We start from the raw sequence: 21986 nt of genomic DNA, 5'->3' as shown, positions 1-21986 counted from the left end.
CGATGGCCTTCGTGCAAGCGATCGTGCGGGCCTACGAGCGCTATGGGGTCGACCCTTGCGCGGCCCTCGCGGAGGCACAGATCGCGCCGCATGAACTCGCCGATCCGGCCGCGCGCGTGACCGCCGCCCAGTTCGAGCTGCTGTCCGGTTTCGCGATGCAGCAGCTCGACGACGAGGCGCTCGGATGGTTCCGGCGCCGGCTGCCCTGGGGCAGCTACGGCATGCTGTGCCGGGCCTCGCTGGGGGCGCCCGACCTGGGCGTGGCGATCAAGCGCTGGTGCCGGCACCTGCGCTTGCTGACCGACGACATCGGGCTGGACCTCTCGGTCGCCGATGGCCTGGCGACGGTGTCGATCACCGAGCACCGCCCGCTCGGCGACTTCCGCGAGTTCTGCCTGGTGTCGAACCTGCGCTTCCTGCATGGCTACGCCTGCTGGGCCATCGATTCGAGGGTGTCGCTGAACGCCGCCGCCTTTCCGTTCGAGGCGCCGCCGCACCGCGAGGCCTACCCGCTGATGTTCGGCGGCAGCCTGCGCTTCGGCGCCGACAAGGCCAGCTACAGCTTCGACCCGCGCTACCTGGCCTTGCCGCTGCGGCGCGACGAGGCGTCGCTGCGCACCATGCTGCGCCGCGCCCTGCCGCTCACGGTGCTCCAATACCGCCGCGACCGCCTGCTCGGCCAGCGGGTGCGCGAACTGCTGCGCAGCCGTACCGCCGAAGCCGCCACCGCCGAGGCGCTGGCGACCTTGCTGAACCTGTCCAGCCGCACCCTGCACCGACAGCTGATGGAGGAAGGCGTGTCGCTGCAGGCGCTGAAGGACGAGATCCGGCACGAAACCGCGGCCGACCAGCTGCGCCGCACCGACCGGCCGATCAAGCAGATCGCGCTGGCGGTCGGATTTCGCAATGAGAAAAGCTTCTCCCGCGCCTTCCGCGCCTGGACCGGCGTCGCGCCCGGCACCTTCAGGCGCCAGGGACTGCCCTTGCGTAACTGAAAGGCAGATTCGTGAAATAGTGTGCCCGGAACCGTCTGGTGCGATGCCGTCCGACAGGAAGGCGTCACGGCCCGCCCTACCATCGCCGCATGCAGCAGATCCCCGACACCGACAGCGACGCTTTCGCAGACCTGATGGACTTCATCGCCACCTCGGGCCGCACCCGCAACAGCGGCTTCGTGACCGAAAACGCCGACCTGCTGGTGTCGCGCATGTGGGCCGACCGGGCCCAGGCGATGACGCTGTCGCTCACCACGATGGCGAAGGCCACGCTGCCGCGCGGCAACGCCTGAGCCTGCGCCTCAATCCCGGGCCGCGCCCAGCGATCTCTTCAAGGCCAGGAAATCGGGCGAGCGCTGCAGCACGCTGCGGCCCGCCGCGATCAGCCGCGTCACTTCTTCGTCGGTGATCGAGAACGCGGTCGGCACCTGCAGCAGCCGCTGCCGCAATTCGCCGTCGGCGGCGTCGCGCAGGTTGACCTGCACCACATGGATCTCGGCATCGGGCGCGAAGGCATCGAAGCCTTCGGGGCTGCGCGTCTTGAGGTCCTCGCGCCACTGCCGGGCGGTGTCGAGCAGGAACTCCTGCGTCTCGAGCGTGGCGCGCGCGCCGGCACCGAACAGCAGCGTGTCGGCCACCCCCCGAACGCCGGGAACGCGGTCGCTCTGGTCGATGTTGTTGGCCGGATCACGGGCCGAGTTCACGCTGATCACGATCAGCTTGCGCACGCTGCCGCGCGGAATGCCGACCTCCTCGAAGCTCTCGCGCAGGCCGCCGCCGACCAGCGCGCGGTCGAGCAGGCGGCGCACCGCCAGGTTGTCGGCCACGCCGCCATCGACCAGGTGGATGAACGGACGGCTCTGGGCATCCAGATAGCTGTTGGCCTGCATGCGGAACATGCGGGCCCGGTAGTTGCCGCCGCCGCGCATGGCGAGCCGCGGCACGATGCCCCGGTCGCGGCATTCCTGCGAATAGTTCTTGAGCGTCAGCGGGCTCAGCAGGATCGGCACCGCCGACGACGCGGCGACCGCGAAGGACAGCGGGACGCTCTGCAGGTCGGAGCAGATCAGCTCGAACTGGTCGGCAGTGAACTCGAAGGGCGTGCCCAGCGACATGTCGGTGGCGGCGATCACCAGCTGCGGATGGCGCGTGTTGCGCTCGATGTCGGCGTAGGTCTTGCCCTCGTAGATCTCGTCGAGGCGCCGCGCCAGCAGGTGGCTGCGGCCATACCAGGGCGAGGTCAGGTCGTACAGGCTGCCGGGACGCAGCGCCTGCAGGATCAGGCTGTTCTGGAAGTTCTGGCGCAGGAAGTCGCGCTCGAAGTTCTGCAGCTTGTCGGCGCCGAAGGCCGCGTAGTAGGCCGCCAGGATGCTGCCGCCCGAGACGCCGCTGATGACGTCGGTGGCGTCGAGCAGGTCGGAGTGGCGGCCGTTGAGGTCGAACTTGGTGCGCCGCAGCTCCTCGAGCACCCCGTAGCCGAAGGCGGCGGCGCGCGCACCGCCGCCGGACAGCGCAACGGCCACCAGGATCGTCGGGTCGCGGCCCGACTCCGGCGCCATGATCACGGAGGCCGGTGGCGCCCGCTCGGTCAGGGGCTCGTTGAGCCAGGGCCGCAGCGACGAGCAGCCCGCCACGCAGGCAGCGATCAAGAGACCACAGAGCGCGCGCAAGCCGTGCACGGCTCTCAGGCGGAGGCGGGGCGCCAGTCGGCGAGCAGTGCCGGCAGCTGCGCCATGTCGGTGAAGATCTGCGCCACGCCGACCGCACGCAGCGCCTCGGGCCCGCTGTGGCCCAGGTCGGTCGGGCTGTAGCCGAAGACGGTGGCGCCCGCCGCAACGCCCGCCATGGCGCCGGTGACCGTGTCCTCGACCACGGCGCAGCGCGCCGGGGCTACACCCAGCGCGGCGGCCGCGGCCAGGTAGACGTCGGGCGCCGGCTTGGAGCGCGGCGTTTCGTGGCCGCTGAAGATGCGGCCCTCGAAGCAGTCGAGGATGCCGATCTTGGCCAGCTGCAGTTCGACCTTGTGGCGGTCGGCCCCCGAGGCGCAGGCGATGCGGCCGTCCAGCGCCGCATGCAGGGCGCGCACGGCCGGCGCGGCGTTCGGGATGGCGACGAGGTCGCGCTCGAGCGCCTCGTTGCGTCGGCCCCGGAAGCCGTGCAGCCACTCGGGCGTGATCGCGAAGCCGGTCCTGGCCTCGATCAGCGCGGCCTCGTCCTTGACCGCCTTGCCGGTGAAGATCCGCATCGACTCCTCGGTGCTGAGCTTCCAGCCGAGCTCGCCGAGCATCTCGGCGAGCACCCGGTTGGTGATGGGTTCGGAATCGACCAGGACGCCGTCGCAGTCGAACAGGACGGCGTCGAAGGGAGGTGCTTTCATGGGAGCGATCCTAACAAGCTCGCCCCACGGCAGCATGACGACTCAGTGCTTCAAGCTACGCCGGCTGGATCGGAATGTAGATCTCGCCGCCCGCGGCCTTGAACTCGGCCGACTTGCCGGCCATGCCGTCCTCGACCGCATCGGTCGCCTCGATGCCGCGCTGCGCCGCGTATTCGCGCACCTCCTGCGTGATCTTCATCGAGCAGAACTTCGGTCCGCACATCGAGCAGAAATGCGCCACCTTGCTGCTGTCCTTGGGCAGGGTCTCGTCGTGGAACTCGCGTGCGGTGTCGGGGTCGAGGCCGAGGTTGAACTGGTCCTGCCAGCGGAACTCGAAGCGCGCCTTCGACAGCGCATCGTCGCGCGAGCGCGCGCCCGGATGGCCCTTGGCGACATCGGCCGCATGCGCCGCGATCTTGTACGCGATGATCCCCTGCTTGACGTCGTCGCGGTCCGGCAGGCCCAGGTGTTCCTTGGGCGTGACGTAGCACAGCATCGCGGTGCCGGCCCAGCCGATCATCGCGGCGCCGATCGCGCTGGCGATGTGGTCGTAGCCGGGCGCGATGTCGATGGTCAGCGGGCCCAGCGTGTAGAACGGCGCCTCGTGGCAATGCTTCAGCTGCTCGTCCATGTTGGCCTGGATCAGGTGCATCGGCACGTGGCCGGGCCCTTCGATCATGGTCTGGACGTCGTGCTTCCAGGCGATCTGCGTCAGCTCGCCCAGGGTGCGCAGCTCGGCGAACTGGGCTTCGTCGTTGGCATCCGAGGCGCAGCCCGGGCGCAGGCCGTCGCCGAGCGAGAAGCTCACGTCGTAGGCCTTCATGATGTCGCAGATGTCTTCGAAGTGGGTGTAGAGGAAGCTCTCCTTGTGGTGCGAGATGCACCACTTGGCCATGATCGAGCCGCCGCGCGAGACGATGCCGGTACGGCGGTCGGCCGTCAGGTGGATGAAGGGCAGGCGCAGCCCGGCGTGGATGGTGAAGTAGTCGACGCCCTGCTCGGCCTGCTCGATCAGCGTGTCGCGGTAGATCTCCCAGGTCAGGTCCTCGGCCACGCCGCCGACCTTCTCGAGCGCCTGGTAGATCGGCACGGTGCCGATCGGCACCGGGCTGTTGCGCACGATCCAGTCGCGCGTGGTGTGGATGTTGCGGCCGGTCGACAGGTCCATCACGTTGTCGGCACCCCAGCGGATCGCCCACACCAGCTTCTCGACCTCTTCCTCGATGCTCGAGGTGACCGCCGAGTTGCCGATGTTGGCGTTGATCTTGACCTTGAAGTTGCGCCCGATCGCCATCGGCTCGACTTCCGGGTGGTTGATGTTGGCCGGGATGATCGCGCGGCCGCGCGCCACTTCGTCGCGCACGAATTCGGGCGTGATGATCTTCGGGATGCGGGCGCCCATGGGGTTGCCGGCCAGCCGCTTCTCGCGCGCCTCGTCGGCCATGTACTCGGCCATCCATTCGCGGCGGCCGTTCTCGCGCAGGGCGACGTATTCCATCTCGGGCGTGACGATGCCGCGGCGTGCGTAGTGCATCTGCGTCACGTTGGCACCGGCCTTGGCGCGCCGCGGCGTGCGCTGCAGCGCGGCGGCGCCGGCGCGCAGTTCGGCGATGCGCTGGGCATCGCGGTCGGCATGCGTGGCGCCGTCGTCGAGCGCCAGGTGCACGCGGCCCTCGTAGCTTTCGGTGTCGCCGCGTTCGGAGATCCACCCGTCGCGCACGCCGGGCAGACCGCGGCGGACGTCGATGTCGGCCGCCGGATCCGTGTAGGGGCCCGAGGTGTCGTAGAGCGAGACCTGCTCGCCGTTGGTCAGCGCCACTTCGCGCACCGGCACCCGCAGGTCGGGCCGGCTGCCGGCGATGGCGCCCTTGGTCGAGGCCGGGAAGGGCTCGCGCGTGAGCGTGAGCAGGGAAGCGAACTTGTCGATGGCATTCATGCGGGGCACTCCTGTTTGGAAAAACAACGGGTGCTCCGCGATGCCTCTGGACGGCATCCTTCCTCGAACGGGAATGGGGGTGCCGGGAGTCGCAGCTCTTCTTACGCTGGTATGAACCAGTTCAAGTTCGCGGGTTCGGCCACTTGGCCATCTCAGCACGCAACTGCGTACACCCCGGAGCGGGGCCGATTCTAGGCCGCCTGCCGGCGCGGGATCAAGTGGAGTGTGCGGCCGCGAGCGGCGCGACCACCCGGATCGGCTCGGTCTCCGGCGCCTCGACCGCATGCAGCGCCATCCAGGCGTCGAGCCCGCCGGCCAGCACGCGCACGCGCGGCAGCCCGGCAGCCGTCAGCACACGGGCTGCCGCGATCGCCGAGGCGTCGTCGGGGCAGTCGCAGAAGACCACCAGCTCGCGGCCGTCGGCGAAGGCACCGAGCCGCTTGGGCAATTGCTTGAGCCCGATGCCGATCGCGCCCGGGATGGCCCGTGCATCGAGCGCGCGCGCCTCGTCGGAGCGGACGTCGATCAGCGTCGGGCCGGCGCCCGCCGCCAGTGCTTCGCGCAGGGCCTCGACCTGGATGTGCTCGATGTCGTCGGCCTGCTGCGCCAGCCGGCGTTGCCGATAGCGCCAGCCGATGAAAGCCGCCAGCAGCAGCACGCCGATCGCCAGCGCGCCCAGGCCGATGTTGGAGATCACCGCCAGCACGTCCTGGATCGCCGCGTGAAAGATCCGGCCGACGAACAAGAAGCCCAGCGTCCAGATCAGCGCCGCCACGGTTTCATAGGACAGGAAGCGCAGGTTCGACATGCCGAGCGCACCGGCCATCGGCGGCGCCACCACCGACACGCCGGGCACGAACTTGGCCGCGATCAGCGACAGGCCGCCCCAGCGCCCGAGGATCGACTCGCTGCGCTTGACGCAGGAGTCCGCCGACAGCGAGATCCGGCACAGCAGCCGCATCACGCGATAGCCCCATCGCCGCCCGGCCAGGAACCAGACGCCGTCGCCGAGGATGTTGCCGAGCACCGCGGCCAGCACCACCGCGACGACCGACAGCTGGCCGCCGACCGTCAGCCCGCCGGCGACGATCAGGAAAGGCACCGCCGGCACCGGCGCGCCGAGGCGCGTCGCCAGCGTGGCGGCAAACACCAGCAAGGCGCCCTGGCTGGCGAGGAGTGCGACGAAGTCGTTCATGGGAAACGGAACCGATGGCTTCAGAGTGTGGGCAAGAACTGCGCTATTCCCCCTGGGTGGGCCGCTCGGGCGCGGTCGTGGCCTGCTGCGCGGAGGCGCTGCCCAGGAGCACCAGGTCGGAAAAATAGGCAATGCCGTGGCCGTGCGTATTGTCCGCATCGGCCGAGATCGCCACCGCCACCACGTCGGGCGTGGCGTCGCCGGCCTCGTCGCCGAAGGCGCGCTTGTAGTCGGCCAGCAGGTTGCGGCGTTCCGCGACCCAGGCACCCGGACGCGCGGCCGGCCCCGATTCGAGCACCACCATGCGCACCCGCTTGGTGAAGGCGTTCACCAGCGAACTGCCCTTGGGCTCCTTGTTGTCCCAGACATAGCACAGGGCCTCGCTCGGAACCTGCTCGCCGGTCGTGCGGCGCGCCAGGGCGAGCCGGGTGCGCTCGCCGACCGGCAGCCGGTCGGTCGGGAAATCGAAGAAGACGCAGACCTTGGCCGCACCATCGTCCCCGGCGCGGGTCCGCAGGTCGGCGTCCTGCACGAAGGCCTCCACGCGCCAGCGCCAGGCCAGCGTCGTGTTGGCGTTCAGTACCGTTTGGGTCGGATGCACCAGATTCCCGTAGGACTGGTCGGCGTCCACCTTCAGCACCCGCTGGCCGTCCTGCTGCACCACTTCGAAGCGGGTGGCGGCCTTGTTCGGCAAGGTGGTGAAGCGCCAGGGCGCAGGGGCTTCGCTGCCGCGGGCGCTGGAGAACGGCGTCAGGACCATGCCATCGTCGGCGCTGGCGGCGGCCGGAGCGGCCATCGACAGCAGCGCCGCGAGGGCCGGCAACACCAAGGCGGCGACCCGGCGCCGCAAGCCTGTCTTCGGCATCGTCCTGCTGTGCATGGGTGACCTTTTCGTCCTGGGTTGGGGGCCGGACGAAACGCCTTGGACGCTCTACCGACTGGCACGAAGTGTGAGGCCGGCGGGCGCCGAAATAAATAGGCCAAAAGGAATCGCACTGTCTCCCCTTCGGACACAATCGACCTCGATTGCTACCAAATAAATAGCAACCGAGCCAAGCCCCACATGGCTGAAAGCTGCTTCCGGCCGCCTGCGCGCTCAGTTCAGATCGCCGTCGACGTAATACCAACGATTGTGGAGGCCGGCTTCCTCGCGCACGAAGCGGCTGCGCTCGTGCAAGCGGGTCGCCACGCCGGCGCTGCTGCGCTGCCGGGCCACGAACTCGACCTCCGCATGGTCGGCGTCGAGTACCGAGCGCGACCGGACGTCCAGCCCAAGCCATTTCACGCCCGATTCGAAATCCAGCGTCGCCGGGCGCGTCGAGGCGTGCCAGGTGGCCAGCAGGTACCCGGCCTGTTCGCGCACGAAGGCGGTATAGCGCGAGCGCATCAGCGACTCGGCGTCCGGTGCCGGCGTGTTCTCGAAATCGTCCACGTAGCGCCCGCAGCACTGGGCGTAGACCAGCGGCAGCTCCCTCCGGTCACGACGCCCGCAAGGGCAGGGAACACGGGCGGGGCTGGAGGGGGATGCGGACATGAAGGAGGGGTAGGTGGGGGAAAGTTCCCAGGGGGTATTGTGCAGACCCCGGAGGACCCCCACGCAGCGGAGCGTGGCGGCTCACCCCAAGGCGCGCTGAATCAGCAGCTTCTGGATGTCCGAAGTGCCTTCGTAGATCTGGCAAACGCGCACGTCGCGGTAGATGCGCTCGAGCGGGAAGTCGTTGACGTAGCCATAGCCGCCCAGCGTCTGGATCGCCGCGCTGCAGACGCGCTCGGCCATCTCGCTGGCGAACAGCTTGGCCATCGCCGCCTCCTTGAGGCAGGGCCGGCCGGCGTCGCGCAGGCTGGCCGCATGCCAGATCAGCTGGCGCGCGGCCTCCAGCTGGGTGGCGCAGTCAGCCAGCCGGAAGCCCACCGCCTGCTGCTCGAAGATGCTGCCGCCGAAGGCCTGGCGCTCCTTGGCATAGGCCAGCGCCACGTCGAAGGCGCTGCGCGCCATGCCCACGCTCTGCGCGGCGATGCCGATGCGCCCGCCCTCGAGCGCGCCGAGCGCGATCTTGTAGCCCTCGCCCTCTTGCCCGATCAGGTTCTCCAGCGGGATGCGGCAGGCGTCGAAATTGATCTGCGCGGTGTCGCTCGAATGCTGGCCCAGCTTGTCCTCGAGCCGCGCGACCTTGTAGCCGGGCGCATCGGTCGGCACGATGAAGGCGCTCATGCCGCGCTTGCCCGCAGCCTTGTCGGTGACCGCGATCACGATCGCGACCTGGCCGTTCTTGCCGCTGGTGATGAACTGCTTGACGCCGTCGATCACCCAGCCGTCGCCGTCCTTGCGCGCCGTGGTGCGCAGCGACGACGCGTCGCTGCCGGCCTGCGGCTCGGTCAGGCAGAAGGCGCCCAGCATGCGGCCCTGCGCCAGCGGCTGCAGCCACTGCTTCTTCTGCTGCGCGTTGCCGTAGCGCATCAGGATTGCATTGACCGGGCAGTTGGTGACGCTGATCGCAGTGCTGGTGCCGCCATCGCCGGCGGCGATCTCCTCGAGCACCAGGGCCAGCGTCAGGTAGTCGAGGCCGGCGCCGCCGTCGTCCTCGGGCACGCAGATGCCGTAGGCGCCGAGCGCCGCCAGGCCTTCGTGGGCGGCCTTCGGAAAGCTGTGCTCGCGGTCCCACGACGGCGCGTGGGGCCAGAGCTCGGCTTGGGCGAAGGCGCGCACGGCGTCGCGGATGGCTTCTTGGTCGGGAGTCAGCAGCATGATGGTGGCCTCGTTGAGGGCTTCAGGGCGTGGGCTTGCGCTCTTGCGCGATCTGGTCGCGGTAGCGGGCGACCATGTCGGCGACCGGTTCGGGCGCTTCCGTCACATGGGTCTGGTCGTGGATCATCTGGTTCAAGGTCGGCAGAACGGTGCGCGGCGGCCAGCTCCGGGGCTGCCAGAGGTCCGAGCGCATGAAGGCCTTGGGGCAGTGCAGGTAGGCTTCCCTCACCTGCACTTCGATCACCAGTTTCGGCCGCTGGCGCTCCTGCGCGAATGCACCGACGAAGTCGGCTTCGTCGCGCAGGCGGGCGATGCCGTTGACGCGCAAGGTCTCTTCCACGCCGGGGATCATGAAGAGCAGGCCGATGCGCGAATCGACCAGCAGGTTCTCGAGCGTGTCGAGACGGTTGTTGCCGCCACTGTCCGGCACCAGCAGCGTGTTCGCGTCGGCGACCTTGACGAAGCCCGCAGGCCCGCCGCGCGGAGAGGCATCGAGCAATCGATCAGGCGCACCCGCGCTGGCGATCACGCAGAACGGAGACAGCTCGACGAAACGCCGGCAATGCACATCGAGCTGGGCGAGCTGCTTGCGCAGCGCCCGCTCGCCGGGTGCTGCGTAGATCGCGCGCAGATCGTCGAGCGTCCGGATCATGGGCCTACTTGCCCTGGCCCAGGTCCATGATCAGCTTGCTGGCCATGTAGAGCCGACGCGGGATCGCGCTGGTGTCGACGTACTCGGCCTTGTCGCTGTGGTAGCCGAAGCCAGGCAGGCCCAGGCTCTCGATGACCGGCTTGCCCGCCAGCGCAGCGTAGGCGGCGTCGGTGCCGCCGCCGGTGCGCTCGACGATGCCGAGCTCGCCACCGGCCTCCTTGTAGTAGGCCACCGCCTTGTCGACCAGCTTGCGGCCGCCGTCGCCGGCGTTGAAGGCCGGGCGACCGCGCGTGGTGAGCACCTTCACCTCGGCATCGGGCAGCTTCTTCTGCTGGGCCCGGGTTTCGAGCGTCTTCATGGCGGCGTCGAAATCCTCGTTTCTGGCGTAGCGCACATCGGCATTCAAGGTGGCGCTGGCCGGGATGATGTTGGACACCGCGCCGGCCTTGGCGACGGTCCAGTTGAAACGCAGCCCCTTGGCCTTGTCGTCGATGTCCGTGGTGCGCAGCACCAGGTCGGAAGCCTCGACCAGCGCATTCACGCCGAGTTCGGGGGCCGCGCCCGCATGCGAGGCCTTGCCCGTGATGTTGACCTGCACGTAGGCGATGCCCGAGGTGCCGAGCGAGAGGTCTTCCTTGCCCGCGCCGGTGGGCTCGAAGGAGAGCACGTAGTCGGCCTTGGCCGCCTCTTCCTGGATCAGGTCGCGCGAACCGAAGGAGCCTTTCTCCTCGTCGGTGTTGAACAGCACCGTGATGCTGCCGAAGTCCTGGAAGCCGCGCGCCTTGAGCACCTTGAGCGCATGCACGATGACCGCATTGCCGCCCTTGTCGTCGGCGATGCCGGGGCCATAGGCCTTGTCACCCTCGACCCTGAACGGCGCCTTGGCCAGGATGCCCTTGGGGTAGACGGTGTCCATGTGCGAGAGCAGCAGCAGCTTCTTGCCGCCCTTGCCCTTGAGCGTGCCGACGATGTTGTCGCCGACCACGATGCCGGCCGATTTGCTGCGCGTGACCGTGAAGCCCAGCGACTTGAGCTGCGACTCGAGATAGTTGCCGGCCGCTGCGAGGCCTTCGGCATCGCCGGTTCCGGTCTCGATGTTGACCAGCGCCTCGAGCGTCTTGATGACGGCGGGCTTCTCGGCCGTGGCGGCGTCGAACAAGGCCTGGTCGCGGGTCTGGCTCCAGGCGGCGGGGGTGATGAAAGCGCTGACGAGCAGCGCGGCGAGCGCGCTGCGGGGGAAGGCCGAATGACTCAACAGTAGCTCCAGTGGAAACAGGACAAATTCCGATTCTAGGCAGCGCTTCAGAGCAGCTCGATCGCCACCGCAGTGCCTTCGCCGCCGCCGATGCACAGCGTGGCGACGCCGCGCTTCTTGCCGCGCTGCTGCAGCGCGTGGATCAGCGTGACCATGATGCGCGCGCCGCTGGCGCCGATCGGGTGGCCCAGCGCGCAGGCGCCGCCGTGCACGTTGACGATGTCGTGCGACACGCCCAGCTCGTGCATCAGCGCCATCGGCACCACCGCGAAGGCTTCGTTGACCTCCCAGAGGTCGACGTCCTTGACGCTCCAGCCGGTCTTCTGGAACAGCTTGGCGACCGCACCCACCGGCGCGGTCGAGAACCACTCGGGCTGCTGCGCGTGGGTGGCATGGGCGACCAGGCGGGCGATCGGCCTGGCGCCGTTCTTCTTCGCGCCGCTGGCGGTCATCATCACCAGCGCCGCGGCGCCGTCGTTGATCGACGAGCTCGAGGCCGCGGTGATGGTGCCGCCGTCTTTCTTGAAGGCCGGCTTGAGCGTCGGGATCTTGTCGAGCTTGACCTTGCCCGGGCCTTCGTCGATGTCGATGACCGTCTCGCCGCCGCGGCCCTTGACCGTCACGGCCGCGATCTCGGCCTTGAAGGCGCCCGAGCTGGTCGCCGCCTTGGCGCGCTCGACGCTGGCGATCGCGAACGCATCCTGCTGCTCGCGCGTGAACTTGTACTTGGCCGCGCAGTCCTCGCCGAAGGTGCCCATCGAGCGGCCCGGCTGGTAGGCGTCTTCCAGGCCGTCGAGCATCATGTGGTCGAAGATGCGGTCGTGGCCCATCCGGTAGCCGCCGCGGCCCTTGAGCATCAGGTAGGGCGCATTGGTCATGCTCTCCATGCCGCCGGCCACCATGACTTCGTGGGTGCCTGCCAGCAGCATGTCGTGCGCCAGCATCGCGGCCTTCATGGCCGAGCCGCACATCTTGCTGAGCGTGACCGCGCCCGCGCTGTCGGGCAGGCCGCCCTTGTAGGCCGCCTGGCGCGCCGGTGCCTGGCCCTGACCGGCCATCAGGCAGTTGCCGAACAGCACCTCGCCGACACTGTCGGCCGGGATGCCGGCGCGCTCGACCGCGGCCTTGATGGCGACGCCGCCCAGGTCGTGGGCCGAGAGGGAAGAGAAGTCGCCCTGGAAGCCGCCCATCGGGGTGCGGGCGGCGCCGACGATCACGATCGATTCGCTCATTTGAATTGCTCCTTCAGTGGTTGTCAGTCAGAAATCAGAAATACGGGGTCGCGTTGTCGTGCTTGAAGCGCTGGGACTCATCGTAGGGAAAGACATCGAGCATCTGCCCGGCCTGGATGCGCTGCTTGTGGCTCTGCCAGAAAGCGGCGTCGAGCAGGTCCGCATGGTGGGCCATGAAGGCCTCGCGCACCGCCGGATTGCCGAGCAGGAAGGGCTCGAAGGTCTCGGGGAACACATCCTTGGGCCCGACCGAGTACCAGACCTCGCCGCTCATCTCGTCCTCTTCGGTGCGCGGCGCCGGCACCTTGCGGAAGTTGCAGTCGGTGAGGTATTCGATCTCGTCATAGTCGTAGAACACCACCTTGCCGCCGCGCGTGACGCCGAAGTTCTTCCACAGCATGTCGCCCGGGAAGATGTTGGCCGCCACCATGTCCTTGATCGCGTTGCCGTATTCGATCACCGCGTGCTCCAGTTGCTTGCTCGCGCGCCTCGCGTGCTCGGGCTGCGCCAGCAGGTCGAAGGACTCCTGCAGGAAGAGGTTCAGCGGGATCATGCGGCGCTCGATGTAGACGTGCTTGACCACGATCTCCATTTCCCCGTTGCCGTCGCGGTCGCCGATCTCGAGCTGGCTCGGGGCGAAGCGGCGGATCTCCTCGATCAGTTCGGGCTCGAAGCGGTCGAACGGAAAGCCGACGTCGCTGTACTCGAGCGTGTCGGCCATGCGGCCCACGCGGTCGTGCTGCTTCACCAGCAGGTACTTGCTCTTGATCTGCTCGCGCGTGGTGTCCTTCTGCGGCGGATAGAAATCCTTGATGACCTTGAACACGTACGGGAACGACGGCAGGTCGAACACCAGCATCACCATGCCCTTGATGCCCGGGGCGATGCGGAAGCGGTCGGTCGAATAGTTCAGATGGGAGAGGAAGTCGCGGTAGAACAGCGTCTTGCCCTGCTTGGCCAGGCCCAGCGCGTTGTAGATCTCGGCCCGCGGCTTGCGCGGCATCAGCGAACGCAGGAACTGCACATAGGCCGAGGGCACTTCCATGTCGACCATGAAGTAGGCCCGCGCGAAACTGAACAGCATCTGCAGGTCTTCCTCGCCGAACAGCGCCGCGTCGACGTAGAAGCGGCCCTGCTCGTCGTGCAGGATCGGCAGCGCGAACGGCATCTCGACGAAGCCGTTGTTGATCTTGCCGACCACATAGGCGCCCTTGTTGCGATAGAACAGCCCCGACAGCACCTGCAGCTGGAAATTGGCGCGCAGCTTGACCTGGTGGAAGCGCCCCAGGATGGCGGCCGCGACCCGCTCGGCATCGCGCCGGCGATCGGCATGGCGGCCCTGCAGCGCGAAGTCCTCGAGCATGCGTTCGACCGTGTCGGCCAGCGTCTCGCGCTCGGGGTAGTAGGCGCGGTAGGTCGGCGCGTCGCGCGGCTCGATGTACTCGGTGCTGATCGCCGGCCGCACGAAGATGAAGTCGTTCTGGAAATAGGCCCGGTGCAGGATCTTGGTGGTCACCGAGTTGAAGAAGCTCTCGGCCAGTTCGGGCTGGTGGTGGTCCACCAGGAGGCCGATGAAGTGGAGCTTGACCTGGTGCCAGACCTCCATCGACTGCTCGCCGGCCTTGAACTCCTTCTCGAGGCGGGCCACCGCCTCGCCCACCCGCAGGTCGTAGAACTCGATGCGCTCGCGCTGGGCCCGCTGCTGGCCATGCCAGTCGGCGGTCTCGAAGCGGTGCTTGGCGCGCGCCGACTCGGCGCGAAAGAGCCGATAGTGCCGATCGAAGCCGTCGCGCATCGCCCGCGCGATGTCATAGGCGAGCGGCGAATCGAGGCGCTGCGGGAACATGGGCCGATGCCGGACTACTTGATGTATTCGGAGGTGCCCGTGTCGGCCGGCTTGCTCCACTTGTAGCGGATGCGCTGCACGGCGGCGCGGTACTGGTTCTCCATCGGCTTGGTGCCGTCCACGGTGAGCTCCAGGTCCTGGATGAGTCCGTCGTGCACGCCGAAGGCCCAGCCGTGGATCGTGACCGACTGGTTGCGGCTCCACGCATCCTGCATCACGGTGCTGACGGCCACGTTGACCACCTGCTCCGCCACGTTCAGCTCGCACAGCGCGTTGGCGCGCGCGGCCTCGGGCAGGCTGTCGAGCATCACGTGGTGGCGGTCGCGCACGTCCTGGATGTGGCGCAGCCAGTTGTCGGCGATGCCGATGCGCGCGCCTTCGAGCGCGGCCTGCACGCCGGAGCAGCCGTAGTGGCCGACCACCATGATGTGCTGGACCTTGAGCCGCTCGACCGCGAACTGGATCGCCGACAGCGCGTTGAGGTCGGAATGCACCACGATGTTGGCGACGTTGCGGTGCACGAAGACCTCGCCCGGCTCGAGGCCGGTGATCTGGTTGGCGGGCACCCGGCTGTCGGAGCAGCCGATCCACATGTACTTGGGGGTTTGCTGCTTCACCAGGCTGGTGAAGAAGCCGGGCCGGTCGCGCTCCATGCGCGCCGACCAGGAGCGGTTGTGAGCGAACAGGTCCTCGAGGGAATCGGGCGATTTTTCCATGGTCTATTTCCGTGATGAAGGGGTTTGTGGGGCTCCGTCAGGGCTCAGCGTACTTTCGGCTTCGAGGCGCGCGCCAGCGCGGTCCGGGCCTGCTTTTCCTGGGCGCGAACCTCCTCCAGGTTCGACTGCAGCTCGGCCAGCTGCGCCTCGAGCTGCTCGCGGTGGGCGCCGAGCACGCCAAGGAAGCGCTCCAGCTGCACGGCGGTGTCGCGCGGACTGTCGTACATGTCGAGTATCTCGCGCGCCTCGGTCAGCTTCAGGCCGAGCCGCTTGGCGCGCAGCGTCAGCGTCAGGCGGGCGCGGTCGCGCGAGGTGTAGATGCGCTGCAGCCCGGCGCGGCGCGGCGCCAGCAGGCCCATGTCTTCATAGAAGCGGATGGCTCGCGTGGTGAGATCGAACTCCTTGGCGAGCTCGCCGATGGTGAAGGTCTGCGAAGGCATGGTTGGGGGCTGGAAGCTTTGCGACAGCAGGTTCGGGCGGCACTGCCTACAATGTGGGCTCAAAGCCATGACGTTTACGTTAACGTCAATCGTACATGAACCTTCTCGAACGCGAACTCCATTACCCCCTCGGCGACACCTTGCCGGCACCCGGCCAGACGGTCGAAGTGGCGCCCGGCATCCGCTGGATCCGCATGGCGCTGCCCTTCGCGCTCGATCACATCAACCTCTGGCTGCTGCGCGACCGCATCGACGGCGTCGAGGGCTGGAGCGTGGTCGACTGCTGCATCTCGCATGACGCGGCCCGCGCGCAGTGGGAACAGATCTTCGAGACCCAGCTCGAGGGCCTGCCGATCCTGCGCGTCATCGTGACCCACATGCACCCGGACCACATCGGCCTGGCGCACTGGCTGTGCGAGCGCTGGAAGGCGCCGCTGTGGATCAGCTCGACCGACTACCACGTGGCACGCGTGCTCACCACCGCCGGCGACACGCTGGCCGGCGGCGACGCGGCGGCCGACTTCTTCGCCTCGCACGGCCTGACCGACCCCGAGGCGGTCGCCAAGATCCGCGCCCGCACCAGCTACTACGCCAACATGGTGCCCTCGGTGCCGGCGAGCTTCGTGCGCATGCTCGACGGCGACGACGTCCTGATCGGCGGCCGCGCCTGGCGCTGCATCAGCGGCTACGGCCATGCGCCCGAGCACATCGCGCTCTACTGCGAAGAGCTCAACGTGCTGCTGGGCGGCGACATGATGCTGCCGCGGATCTCCACCAACGTGAGCGTGCATGCGGGCGAGCCCGAGGCGAATGCGCTGCGGCTCTTCCTCGACAGCATCGAGCGCTTCAAGTCGCTGCCGGTCGACACGCTGGGGCTGCCCTCGCACGGCAAGCCCTTCACGGGCATCCACCGCCGGGTCGAGCAGCTCCAGGAGCACCACCGCGACCGCCTGGCCGAACTGCTCGAAGCCTGCACGGCGCGGCCGCACAGCGCGTCCGAGGGCCTGCCGATCCTGTTCAAGCGCGCGCTCGACCTGCACCAGATGACCTTCGCGATGGGCGAGACCGTGGCCCACCTGCACCTGCTGTGGTTCTCGGGCCAGTTGCAGCGGCGGCTGGGCACCGACGGCATCTACCGCTTCGGCGTCTTCTGATGGACGAACTGGGCCGCTTGCGCGCGGGCGAGCTGGCCGGGGCGCGGCGGCTCGACCTCGGCTGCGGCCTCACCGAGTTCCCCCCAGAGATCTTCGATCTGGCGGATTCGCTCGAGGTGCTGAACCTCTCGGGCAATGCGCTGAGCGCGCTGCCGCACGACCTGCACCGGCTGCACCGCCTGCGGGTCCTCTTCTGCTCCGACAACCGGTTCACCGAACTGCCCGAGGCCGTCGGCCGGTGCGACGGGCTCGAGATGGTCGGCTTCAAGGCCAACCGCATCGCCCGCGTGCCGGCCACCGCGCTGCCGCCGGCACTGCGCTGGCTGATCCTGACCGACAACCAGGTCGGCATGCTGCCGGCCGAGATCGGCGAACGCCCGCGGCTGCAGAAGCTCATGCTCGCGGGCAACCAGCTGCAGGCCCTGCCGGATTCGATGGCGGCCTGCCATGCGCTCGAACTGCTGCGCATCTCGGCCAACCGCTTCGAGGCGCTGCCGGGCTGGCTCGGGTCGCTGCCGCGGCTGTCCTGGCTGGCCTTCGCGGGCAATCCCTTCGACGACGGGCCGGAAGCGATGGCGATGGATGCGCAGCCGACGCCGGCCATCGACTGGCAGCAGCTCTCGCCCGGGCGCAAGCTGGGCGAAGGCGCCTCGGGCGTGATCCACCAGGCCGATTGGCGCCAGCCGGACGGCAGCCTCCGGCCGGTGGCGGTGAAGCTCTTCAAGGGCGCCGTGACCAGCGATGGCTGGCCGCACAGCGAGATGGCCGCCTGCATCGCGGCCGGCGAGTACCCCGGGCTGATCCCGGTGCTGGGCCGGGTCCGGAACCATCCGGATGCGACCCCGGGCCTGGTGCTCGAACTGGTCGACGCCAGCTTCGGCAACCTGGCCGGCCCGCCGAGCCTGCAGTCGTGCACCCGCGACGTCTACGCCGACGATGCCCGCTGGACGCCGCAGACCGCGTTGCGCATGGCCCGCGGACTGGCTTCAGCGGTCGCCCGGCTGCACGCGCGCGGGATCCTGCATGGCGACCTCTACGGCCACAACATCCTCTGGAACCGCCGGGGCGACGCCCTGCTCGGCGACTTCGGCGCGGCCTCGTTCCTGCCCCGTGACGACGACGCCCAGTCACGCGCGCTGCAGCGCCTCGAGGCGCGCGCCTTCGGCTGCCTGCTCGAAGAACTGCTGCAGCGCTGCGCGCCGGCGGATCCCGCAGCGCAGGCCTCGCTCGACGAAATGCGTTCGCGCTGCCTCGACGACAACGCTGCCGCGCGCCCGCTGTTCGACGAGATCGCCGCGGCCCTCGGCCCCTGAGATGAATCGCCCCCACGCTCATCACTTCGTGTATCGCTGCCCCCCGAGGGGGTGCTCAGAGCCCTTCGGGCGGCCGGGCGGCCCCTGACATGAGCCGCCTGCCGCTGCCCGTGCGCGACGGCGTCGGCCCGAGCTGCGTCGCGCTGCCCGAGGGCGGCGACTGGCCGACGATCGCGGCCTTCCTGCTGCAGCGCTTCGCGGCGATCCCGCGCGCCACCTGGGAAGCCCGCATCGAGGCCGGCGACGTGGTCGACGAGCATGGCCTTCGTGTCACCCCCGGACGGCCGTACCAGCCCCGGCTTCGGGTCTACTACTACCGCTCGCTCGACACGGAGCCCGTGATCCCGTTCGACGAACAGGTGCTGCACCAGGACGCACACCTGCTGGTGGTCGACAAGCCCCACTTCCTGCCGGTCACGCCGGTCGGCAAGTACGTGCAGCAGAGCCTGCTGGTGAGGCTCAAGCGCAAGCTCGGCCTCGACCATCTCGCGCCGCTGCACCGCATCGACCGCGAGACCGCGGGCATCGTGCTGTTCTCGGTACAGCCGGAGGGGCGCGGCCCCTACAGCGCGCTGTTCGCCGAGCGCGCCATCCACAAGCGCTATGAGGCCATCGTGCCCTGGCGGCCCGGCCGCGTGCTGCCGGCCATCCGCCAAAGCCGGCTCGCACCCGACCGGCATTTCATGCGCATGGCCGAGGTCGATGGCGAGCCCAACGCCGAGACCCACTTCGAACTGCTGGAGGCGCGCGAGGGCTGGGCCCGGCTGGGCCTGTCGCCGTTCACCGGCCGCCGACACCAGCTGCGGGTGCACTGCGCGGCGCTCGGCATGCCGATCCGCAACGACGCGATCTATCCGGTGCTGCTGCCCGAAGGCAGCGACGACTTCGACCATCCGCTGCAGTTGCTGGCGCGCGAGATCTCCTTCGTCGACCCGATGACCGGCGCCGAGCGGTGCTTCACGAGCCTGCGCTCGCTGGACCTGCCGGCCTGAACTGGCACCAAGGTGACGCCCGCCGACGCCGGGCCGCACTAAGCTCCCGGAAGCCGCATCGTCCGGCACCCGCACCGAACACCCAGGAGACACACCGCATGGACACCACCCAACTCTTCTCGCTCAAGGGCCGCACCGCGCTCATCACCGGCGGCTCGCGCGGCATCGGCCGGATGATCGCCGAGGGCTTCCTGGCCCAGGGCGCCCGCGTCTACATCTCGGCGCGCAAGGCCGCGGCCTGCGACCAGACCGCCAAGGAGCTGTCGGTCTTCGGCCACTGCGTCTCGCTGCCGGCCGACGTCTCGACGCTGCAGGGCGCGCAGGCGCTGGTCGATGCCTATGCGAAGCACGAAGGCTCGCTCGACATCCTGGTCAACAACGCCGGCGCGGCCTGGGGCGCGCCCTACGCCGAGTTCCCCGAAAGCGGCTGGGACAAGGTGGTCGACCTGAACCTCAAGACGCCCTTCTTCCTGACCCAGGCCCTGACGCCGATGCTCAAGAAGGCGGCCACCGACCACCTGGCCAAGGTCATCAACATCGCCTCGATCGACGGCATCTCGGTCAACCCGCAGGAAACCTATTCGTACGCCGCCAGCAAGGCCGGCCTGATCCAGCTCACGCGCCGCATGGCGCTGCGCCTGGCGCAGGAGCGCATCGTGGTCAGCGCGATCGCGCCGGGCGCCTTCGCATCGGACATGAACAAGGATGCGCGCGACCATGGGGAAGAGGTCAAGGCGCGCATCCCGGCAGGTCGGATCGGCGAGCCGGAGGACATGGCGGCAGCGGCGATCTACCTGGCTTCGCGGGCCGGCGACTACGTGATGGGTTCGACCCTGGTGGTGGACGGCGGCGTCACCCACGCGAGGTAGATCACGCCTGGGCGGCCGGTGCCAGCCTGACTCCAGCTACCAGCGCGGCACCGGCTCGTCCTTGAGCTGCCGGCGCAGCTGCTCGTAGTCTGGCATCACGCTCTCGACCGTCTCCCAGAAGCGCGGGCTGTGGTCCATCACGCGCAGGTGGCTCAGTTCGTGGGCGACCACGTAGTCGATCACCGACATCCGGAAATGCACCAGCCGCCAGTGCAGCCGGATCGCACCGTCGGCGCTGGCGCTGCCCCAGCGCGTCGAGGCATTCGACAGCGACAACTTCTTCCAGGCCACGCCCAGGCGCGGCGCGAAATGGTCCAGGCGCTCGATGAAGATGCGTCGCGCCTGGCGCATCAGCCAGGCCTGCGCGGCATCGCGGATCTGCGCCGCGCTGGCGGTCTTCGCCAGCGCCAGCCGCAGCACCGGCGCATCGCTGCCGGCGGCGCCGGCGTCCAGCACCCCGCCGACGCCATCGAAGGCATGATGCGGATCGAGCTGCACGGTCACCTGCTGACCCAGGAAAGGAAAGGCCACGCCGTCCTTCCATTCGATGCGCGCCGATTCCAGCCGCGCATGGCGCTGCCGGGTCTCGTTCAGCTTGCGCAGGATCCAGTCGCCCTTCTCCTTGACCGCGGCATCGACGTCGCGCAGCGCCACCCAGCGCGGCGCCCGCACCGAAAGCCCCTCGACCCCGACCACGAAGCCGATGGTGCGGCGCTTGCCGCGCGTGAACTCGTAGGCCACGCGGGCATTGCCCAGCGTGACTTCGCGCGAGGCCCGCGGATGGGTGAAGCTCGCGGGACTCAGCGCGTCGGCCAGCGGGATCGCCGGCGTGTGCGGTCCGGCGGGCGGCCGCGGATCGGGGGCGGCCGCAGGAGCGTCGAACAGGTCGAGCGTGAACTGCAGCAGGCCGCGCATGATCGAGCTTCAGGCAGCGGTCGATGCCGCCGGGGTCGCGTCCGGCGCGTAGGCCTCGGGATCGAGCCGGCGCATCTCGGACTCGATCCAGGCCTCGACTTCGCGCATCAGTTCGTCGGGCTTGCGGCCCACGCTCGAGATCGCCGGGCCGATCGAGACGTCGACCACGCCCGGACGCTTGATGAAGGCCTTGCGCGGCCAGACCTTGGCCGAGGTCACGGCGATCGGCACCACCGGCACGCCGGTCTCGCAGGCGAGCCGCGTGCCGCCGCTCTTGTAGTTGCCCTTCTGGCCGCGGGGAATGCGCGTGCCTTCGGGGAACATGATGATCCAGATGCCCTGCTCGAGCAGCTTGCGGCCCTGCACCACAACCTTGTTGAAAGCCTGCGTACGCTGGCTGCGGTCGATGTGAATCATGTCGAGCCGCGCCATCGCCCAGCCGAAGAACGGCACGTAGATCAGCTCCCTCTTGAACACGAAGGCCAGCGGATGCGGCATCAGGGTGGGCATCAGGAAGGTCTCGAAGGTCGACTGGTGCTTGACCAGCAGCACGCAGCCGGCGAGTTTGTCGGTCGGCAGGTTCTCCATGCCGCTGACGCGGGTGCGGATGCCCAGCAGCACCCGCGCGCCGCCGATCGCCCAGCTGAGCCAGGTCACGGCCATCCAGTACAGCGGGATGCCGCGCTTCCAGAGCGAGCTGACGCACATGATGATTCCCCACGGAACCACGGTGACAAGCATCCACAGCGCGTGGATCACGGATCGGACAAAGGCCATCAGACAGCTACTTTCAGGGTCGCGCGCTCTTCGCGTTCCAGCAGGAAATCGACGAAGGCCGCCAGGTCCTCGTGGACTTGGGTGTTGGACGGGTAATCGGGGGGCAGCGGCACGCCGCGGCAGGCCTGGCCCATGCCGGTCAGCAGCAGGTGCGGCTCGCAGCCCGCGGCGGCGCCGGCCTGCAGATCGCGCAGGCTGTCGCCTGCGGTCGGCACGTGGGCCAGGTCGACACCGTAGCGCTCGCCGATCTGCAGGAACAGGCCGGGCTTGGGCTTGCGGCAGTCGCAGCCCTCGTCGGGACTGTGCGGGCAATAGAACACCGCATCGACCCGGCCGCCGACGGCCGCCAGCATCTTGTGCATCTTGGCGTGCATCGCGTTGAGCGAGGCGACGTCGAACAGCCCGCGGCCCAGGCCCGACTGGTTCGAGGCGATCACCACGTGCCAGCCCGCATGGTTGAGCCGCGCCACGGCCTCGAGCGCCCCGGGCAGCGGCGTCCACTCGACGTCGCTCTTGACGAAGTCTTCGCGGTGCACGTTGAGCGTGCCGTTGCGGTCGAGGATGACGAGTTTCATG

Annotated in this window: 22 protein-coding genes and 1 riboswitch; of the genes, 6 read left to right on the top strand and 16 right to left on the bottom strand. The window is 68.8% G+C overall.

Annotated features, from left to right (window positions below; genetic code table 11):
- Positions 1 to 2: 2 nt before the first annotated feature.
- Together QTI45_RS22935 and QTI45_RS22930 are read left to right on the top strand one after the other, a co-directional pair.
- Entirely contained in the window at positions 3 to 995 is a 993-nt protein-coding gene (locus QTI45_RS22935) for an AraC family transcriptional regulator (RefSeq protein ID WP_286370135.1), read from the top strand.
- An 89-nt stretch (positions 996 to 1084) separates the two neighbouring features.
- Complete coding sequence (locus QTI45_RS22930; protein WP_286370136.1) at positions 1085 to 1288, top strand: hypothetical protein; 204 nt, start codon at positions 1085 to 1087, stop codon at positions 1286 to 1288.
- 9 nt (positions 1289 to 1297) lie between these two features.
- On the opposite strand, the gene QTI45_RS22925 is transcribed toward QTI45_RS22930, so the two are convergent.
- The 13 genes from QTI45_RS22925 to QTI45_RS22865 form a co-directional block, all read right to left on the bottom strand.
- Positions 1298 to 2674: a patatin-like phospholipase family protein gene (locus QTI45_RS22925; RefSeq protein WP_286656003.1), complete on the bottom strand. Its 1377-nt coding sequence runs from the start codon at positions 2672 to 2674 to the stop codon at positions 1298 to 1300.
- A gap of 5 nt (positions 2675 to 2679) precedes the next feature.
- The gene (locus QTI45_RS22920) at positions 2680 to 3372 is read right to left on the bottom strand and encodes an HAD family hydrolase (RefSeq protein ID WP_286370138.1); all 693 of its coding nucleotides are present in this window, start codon (positions 3370 to 3372) and stop codon (positions 2680 to 2682) included.
- Between the two features lie 55 nt (positions 3373 to 3427).
- A complete protein-coding gene (thiC, locus tag QTI45_RS22915; protein ID WP_286370139.1) occupies positions 3428 to 5308 on the bottom strand; it encodes a phosphomethylpyrimidine synthase ThiC in 1881 nt (626 codons plus the stop codon).
- Between the two features lie 81 nt (positions 5309 to 5389).
- Positions 5390 to 5495, bottom strand: a riboswitch (TPP riboswitch).
- Between the two features lie 27 nt (positions 5496 to 5522).
- The gene (locus QTI45_RS22910; RefSeq protein WP_286370140.1) at positions 5523 to 6503 is read right to left on the bottom strand and encodes a rhodanese-like domain-containing protein; all 981 of its coding nucleotides are present in this window, start codon (positions 6501 to 6503) and stop codon (positions 5523 to 5525) included.
- Between the two features lie 43 nt (positions 6504 to 6546).
- A complete protein-coding gene (locus QTI45_RS22905; RefSeq protein WP_286370141.1) occupies positions 6547 to 7383 on the bottom strand; it encodes a DUF3047 domain-containing protein in 837 nt (278 codons plus the stop codon).
- Positions 7384 to 7599: 216 nt separating this feature from the next.
- Entirely contained in the window at positions 7600 to 8037 is a 438-nt protein-coding gene (locus QTI45_RS22900) for a YchJ family protein (protein ID WP_286370142.1), read from the bottom strand.
- 81 nt (positions 8038 to 8118) lie between these two features.
- Complete coding sequence (locus QTI45_RS22895) at positions 8119 to 9249, bottom strand: acyl-CoA dehydrogenase family protein (RefSeq protein ID WP_286370143.1); 1131 nt, start codon at positions 9247 to 9249, stop codon at positions 8119 to 8121.
- A gap of 22 nt (positions 9250 to 9271) precedes the next feature.
- Positions 9272 to 9901: a pyridoxamine 5'-phosphate oxidase family protein gene (locus tag QTI45_RS22890; protein ID WP_286656002.1), complete on the bottom strand. Its 630-nt coding sequence runs from the start codon at positions 9899 to 9901 to the stop codon at positions 9272 to 9274.
- 4 nt (positions 9902 to 9905) lie between these two features.
- Entirely contained in the window at positions 9906 to 11156 is a 1251-nt protein-coding gene (locus QTI45_RS22885; protein WP_286656001.1) for a glutamate carboxypeptidase, read from the bottom strand.
- A 47-nt stretch (positions 11157 to 11203) separates the two neighbouring features.
- A complete protein-coding gene (locus tag QTI45_RS22880) occupies positions 11204 to 12388 on the bottom strand; it encodes an acetyl-CoA C-acyltransferase (protein WP_286656000.1) in 1185 nt (394 codons plus the stop codon).
- 34 nt (positions 12389 to 12422) lie between these two features.
- Positions 12423 to 14234 carry a bifunctional isocitrate dehydrogenase kinase/phosphatase gene (gene aceK / locus QTI45_RS22875; RefSeq protein ID WP_286370146.1) on the bottom strand — a complete coding sequence of 604 codons (1812 nt, stop codon included), beginning with the start codon at positions 14232 to 14234 and terminating at the stop codon, positions 12423 to 12425.
- A 14-nt stretch (positions 14235 to 14248) separates the two neighbouring features.
- Positions 14249 to 14950 (bottom strand): carbonate dehydratase, encoded by a 702-nt coding sequence (gene can, locus QTI45_RS22870; RefSeq protein ID WP_286370147.1) that lies wholly within the window; start codon positions 14948 to 14950, stop codon positions 14249 to 14251.
- A gap of 44 nt (positions 14951 to 14994) precedes the next feature.
- On the bottom strand, positions 14995 to 15390 hold the full coding sequence (locus tag QTI45_RS22865) for a MerR family transcriptional regulator (RefSeq protein ID WP_286370148.1): 396 nt from the start codon (positions 15388 to 15390) through the stop codon (positions 14995 to 14997).
- A 95-nt stretch (positions 15391 to 15485) separates the two neighbouring features.
- On the opposite strand from QTI45_RS22865, the gene QTI45_RS22860 reads away from it, so the two are divergent.
- The 4 genes from QTI45_RS22860 to QTI45_RS22845 all read left to right on the top strand — a co-directional run bounded on the left by QTI45_RS22860 (position 15486) and on the right by QTI45_RS22845 (position 19718).
- A complete protein-coding gene (locus tag QTI45_RS22860; RefSeq protein ID WP_286370149.1) occupies positions 15486 to 16544 on the top strand; it encodes an MBL fold metallo-hydrolase in 1059 nt (352 codons plus the stop codon).
- Positions 16541 to 17857, top strand: coding sequence for a leucine-rich repeat-containing protein kinase family protein (locus QTI45_RS22855; RefSeq protein WP_444813144.1), 1317 nt, complete (start codon positions 16541 to 16543; stop codon positions 17855 to 17857). Before QTI45_RS22860 ends, QTI45_RS22855 begins: the two co-directional genes overlap by 4 nt.
- An 89-nt stretch (positions 17858 to 17946) precedes the next feature.
- Entirely contained in the window at positions 17947 to 18849 is a 903-nt protein-coding gene (locus tag QTI45_RS22850) for a pseudouridine synthase (protein ID WP_286370151.1), read from the top strand.
- Between the two features lie 98 nt (positions 18850 to 18947).
- Positions 18948 to 19718 (top strand): SDR family oxidoreductase, encoded by a 771-nt coding sequence (locus QTI45_RS22845; protein WP_286370152.1) that lies wholly within the window; start codon positions 18948 to 18950, stop codon positions 19716 to 19718.
- 36 nt (positions 19719 to 19754) lie between these two features.
- Here the strand turns inward: QTI45_RS22845 and QTI45_RS22840 are convergent, their stop codons facing one another.
- The 3 genes from QTI45_RS22840 to gmhB are packed head-to-tail and all read right to left on the bottom strand — an operon-like array spanning position 19755 to position 21985.
- A complete protein-coding gene (locus QTI45_RS22840; protein ID WP_286370153.1) occupies positions 19755 to 20633 on the bottom strand; it encodes a M48 family metallopeptidase in 879 nt (292 codons plus the stop codon).
- Between the two features lie 9 nt (positions 20634 to 20642).
- Positions 20643 to 21410 (bottom strand): lysophospholipid acyltransferase family protein, encoded by a 768-nt coding sequence (locus QTI45_RS22835; RefSeq protein ID WP_286370154.1) that lies wholly within the window; start codon positions 21408 to 21410, stop codon positions 20643 to 20645.
- Positions 21410 to 21985, bottom strand: coding sequence for a D-glycero-beta-D-manno-heptose 1,7-bisphosphate 7-phosphatase (gene gmhB / locus QTI45_RS22830; RefSeq protein ID WP_286370155.1), 576 nt, complete (start codon positions 21983 to 21985; stop codon positions 21410 to 21412). The genes QTI45_RS22835 and gmhB overlap by 1 nt, the downstream gene beginning before the upstream one ends.
- Position 21986 lies beyond the last annotated feature (1 nt).

The sequence above is a fragment of the Variovorax saccharolyticus genome (assembly GCF_030316765.1).
Taxonomy (GTDB): domain Bacteria; phylum Pseudomonadota; class Gammaproteobacteria; order Burkholderiales; family Burkholderiaceae_C; genus Variovorax; species Variovorax saccharolyticus.
The sequence above is the reverse complement of the archived record's forward strand: the minus strand, read 5'-3'. Positions and strand labels throughout refer to the sequence as shown.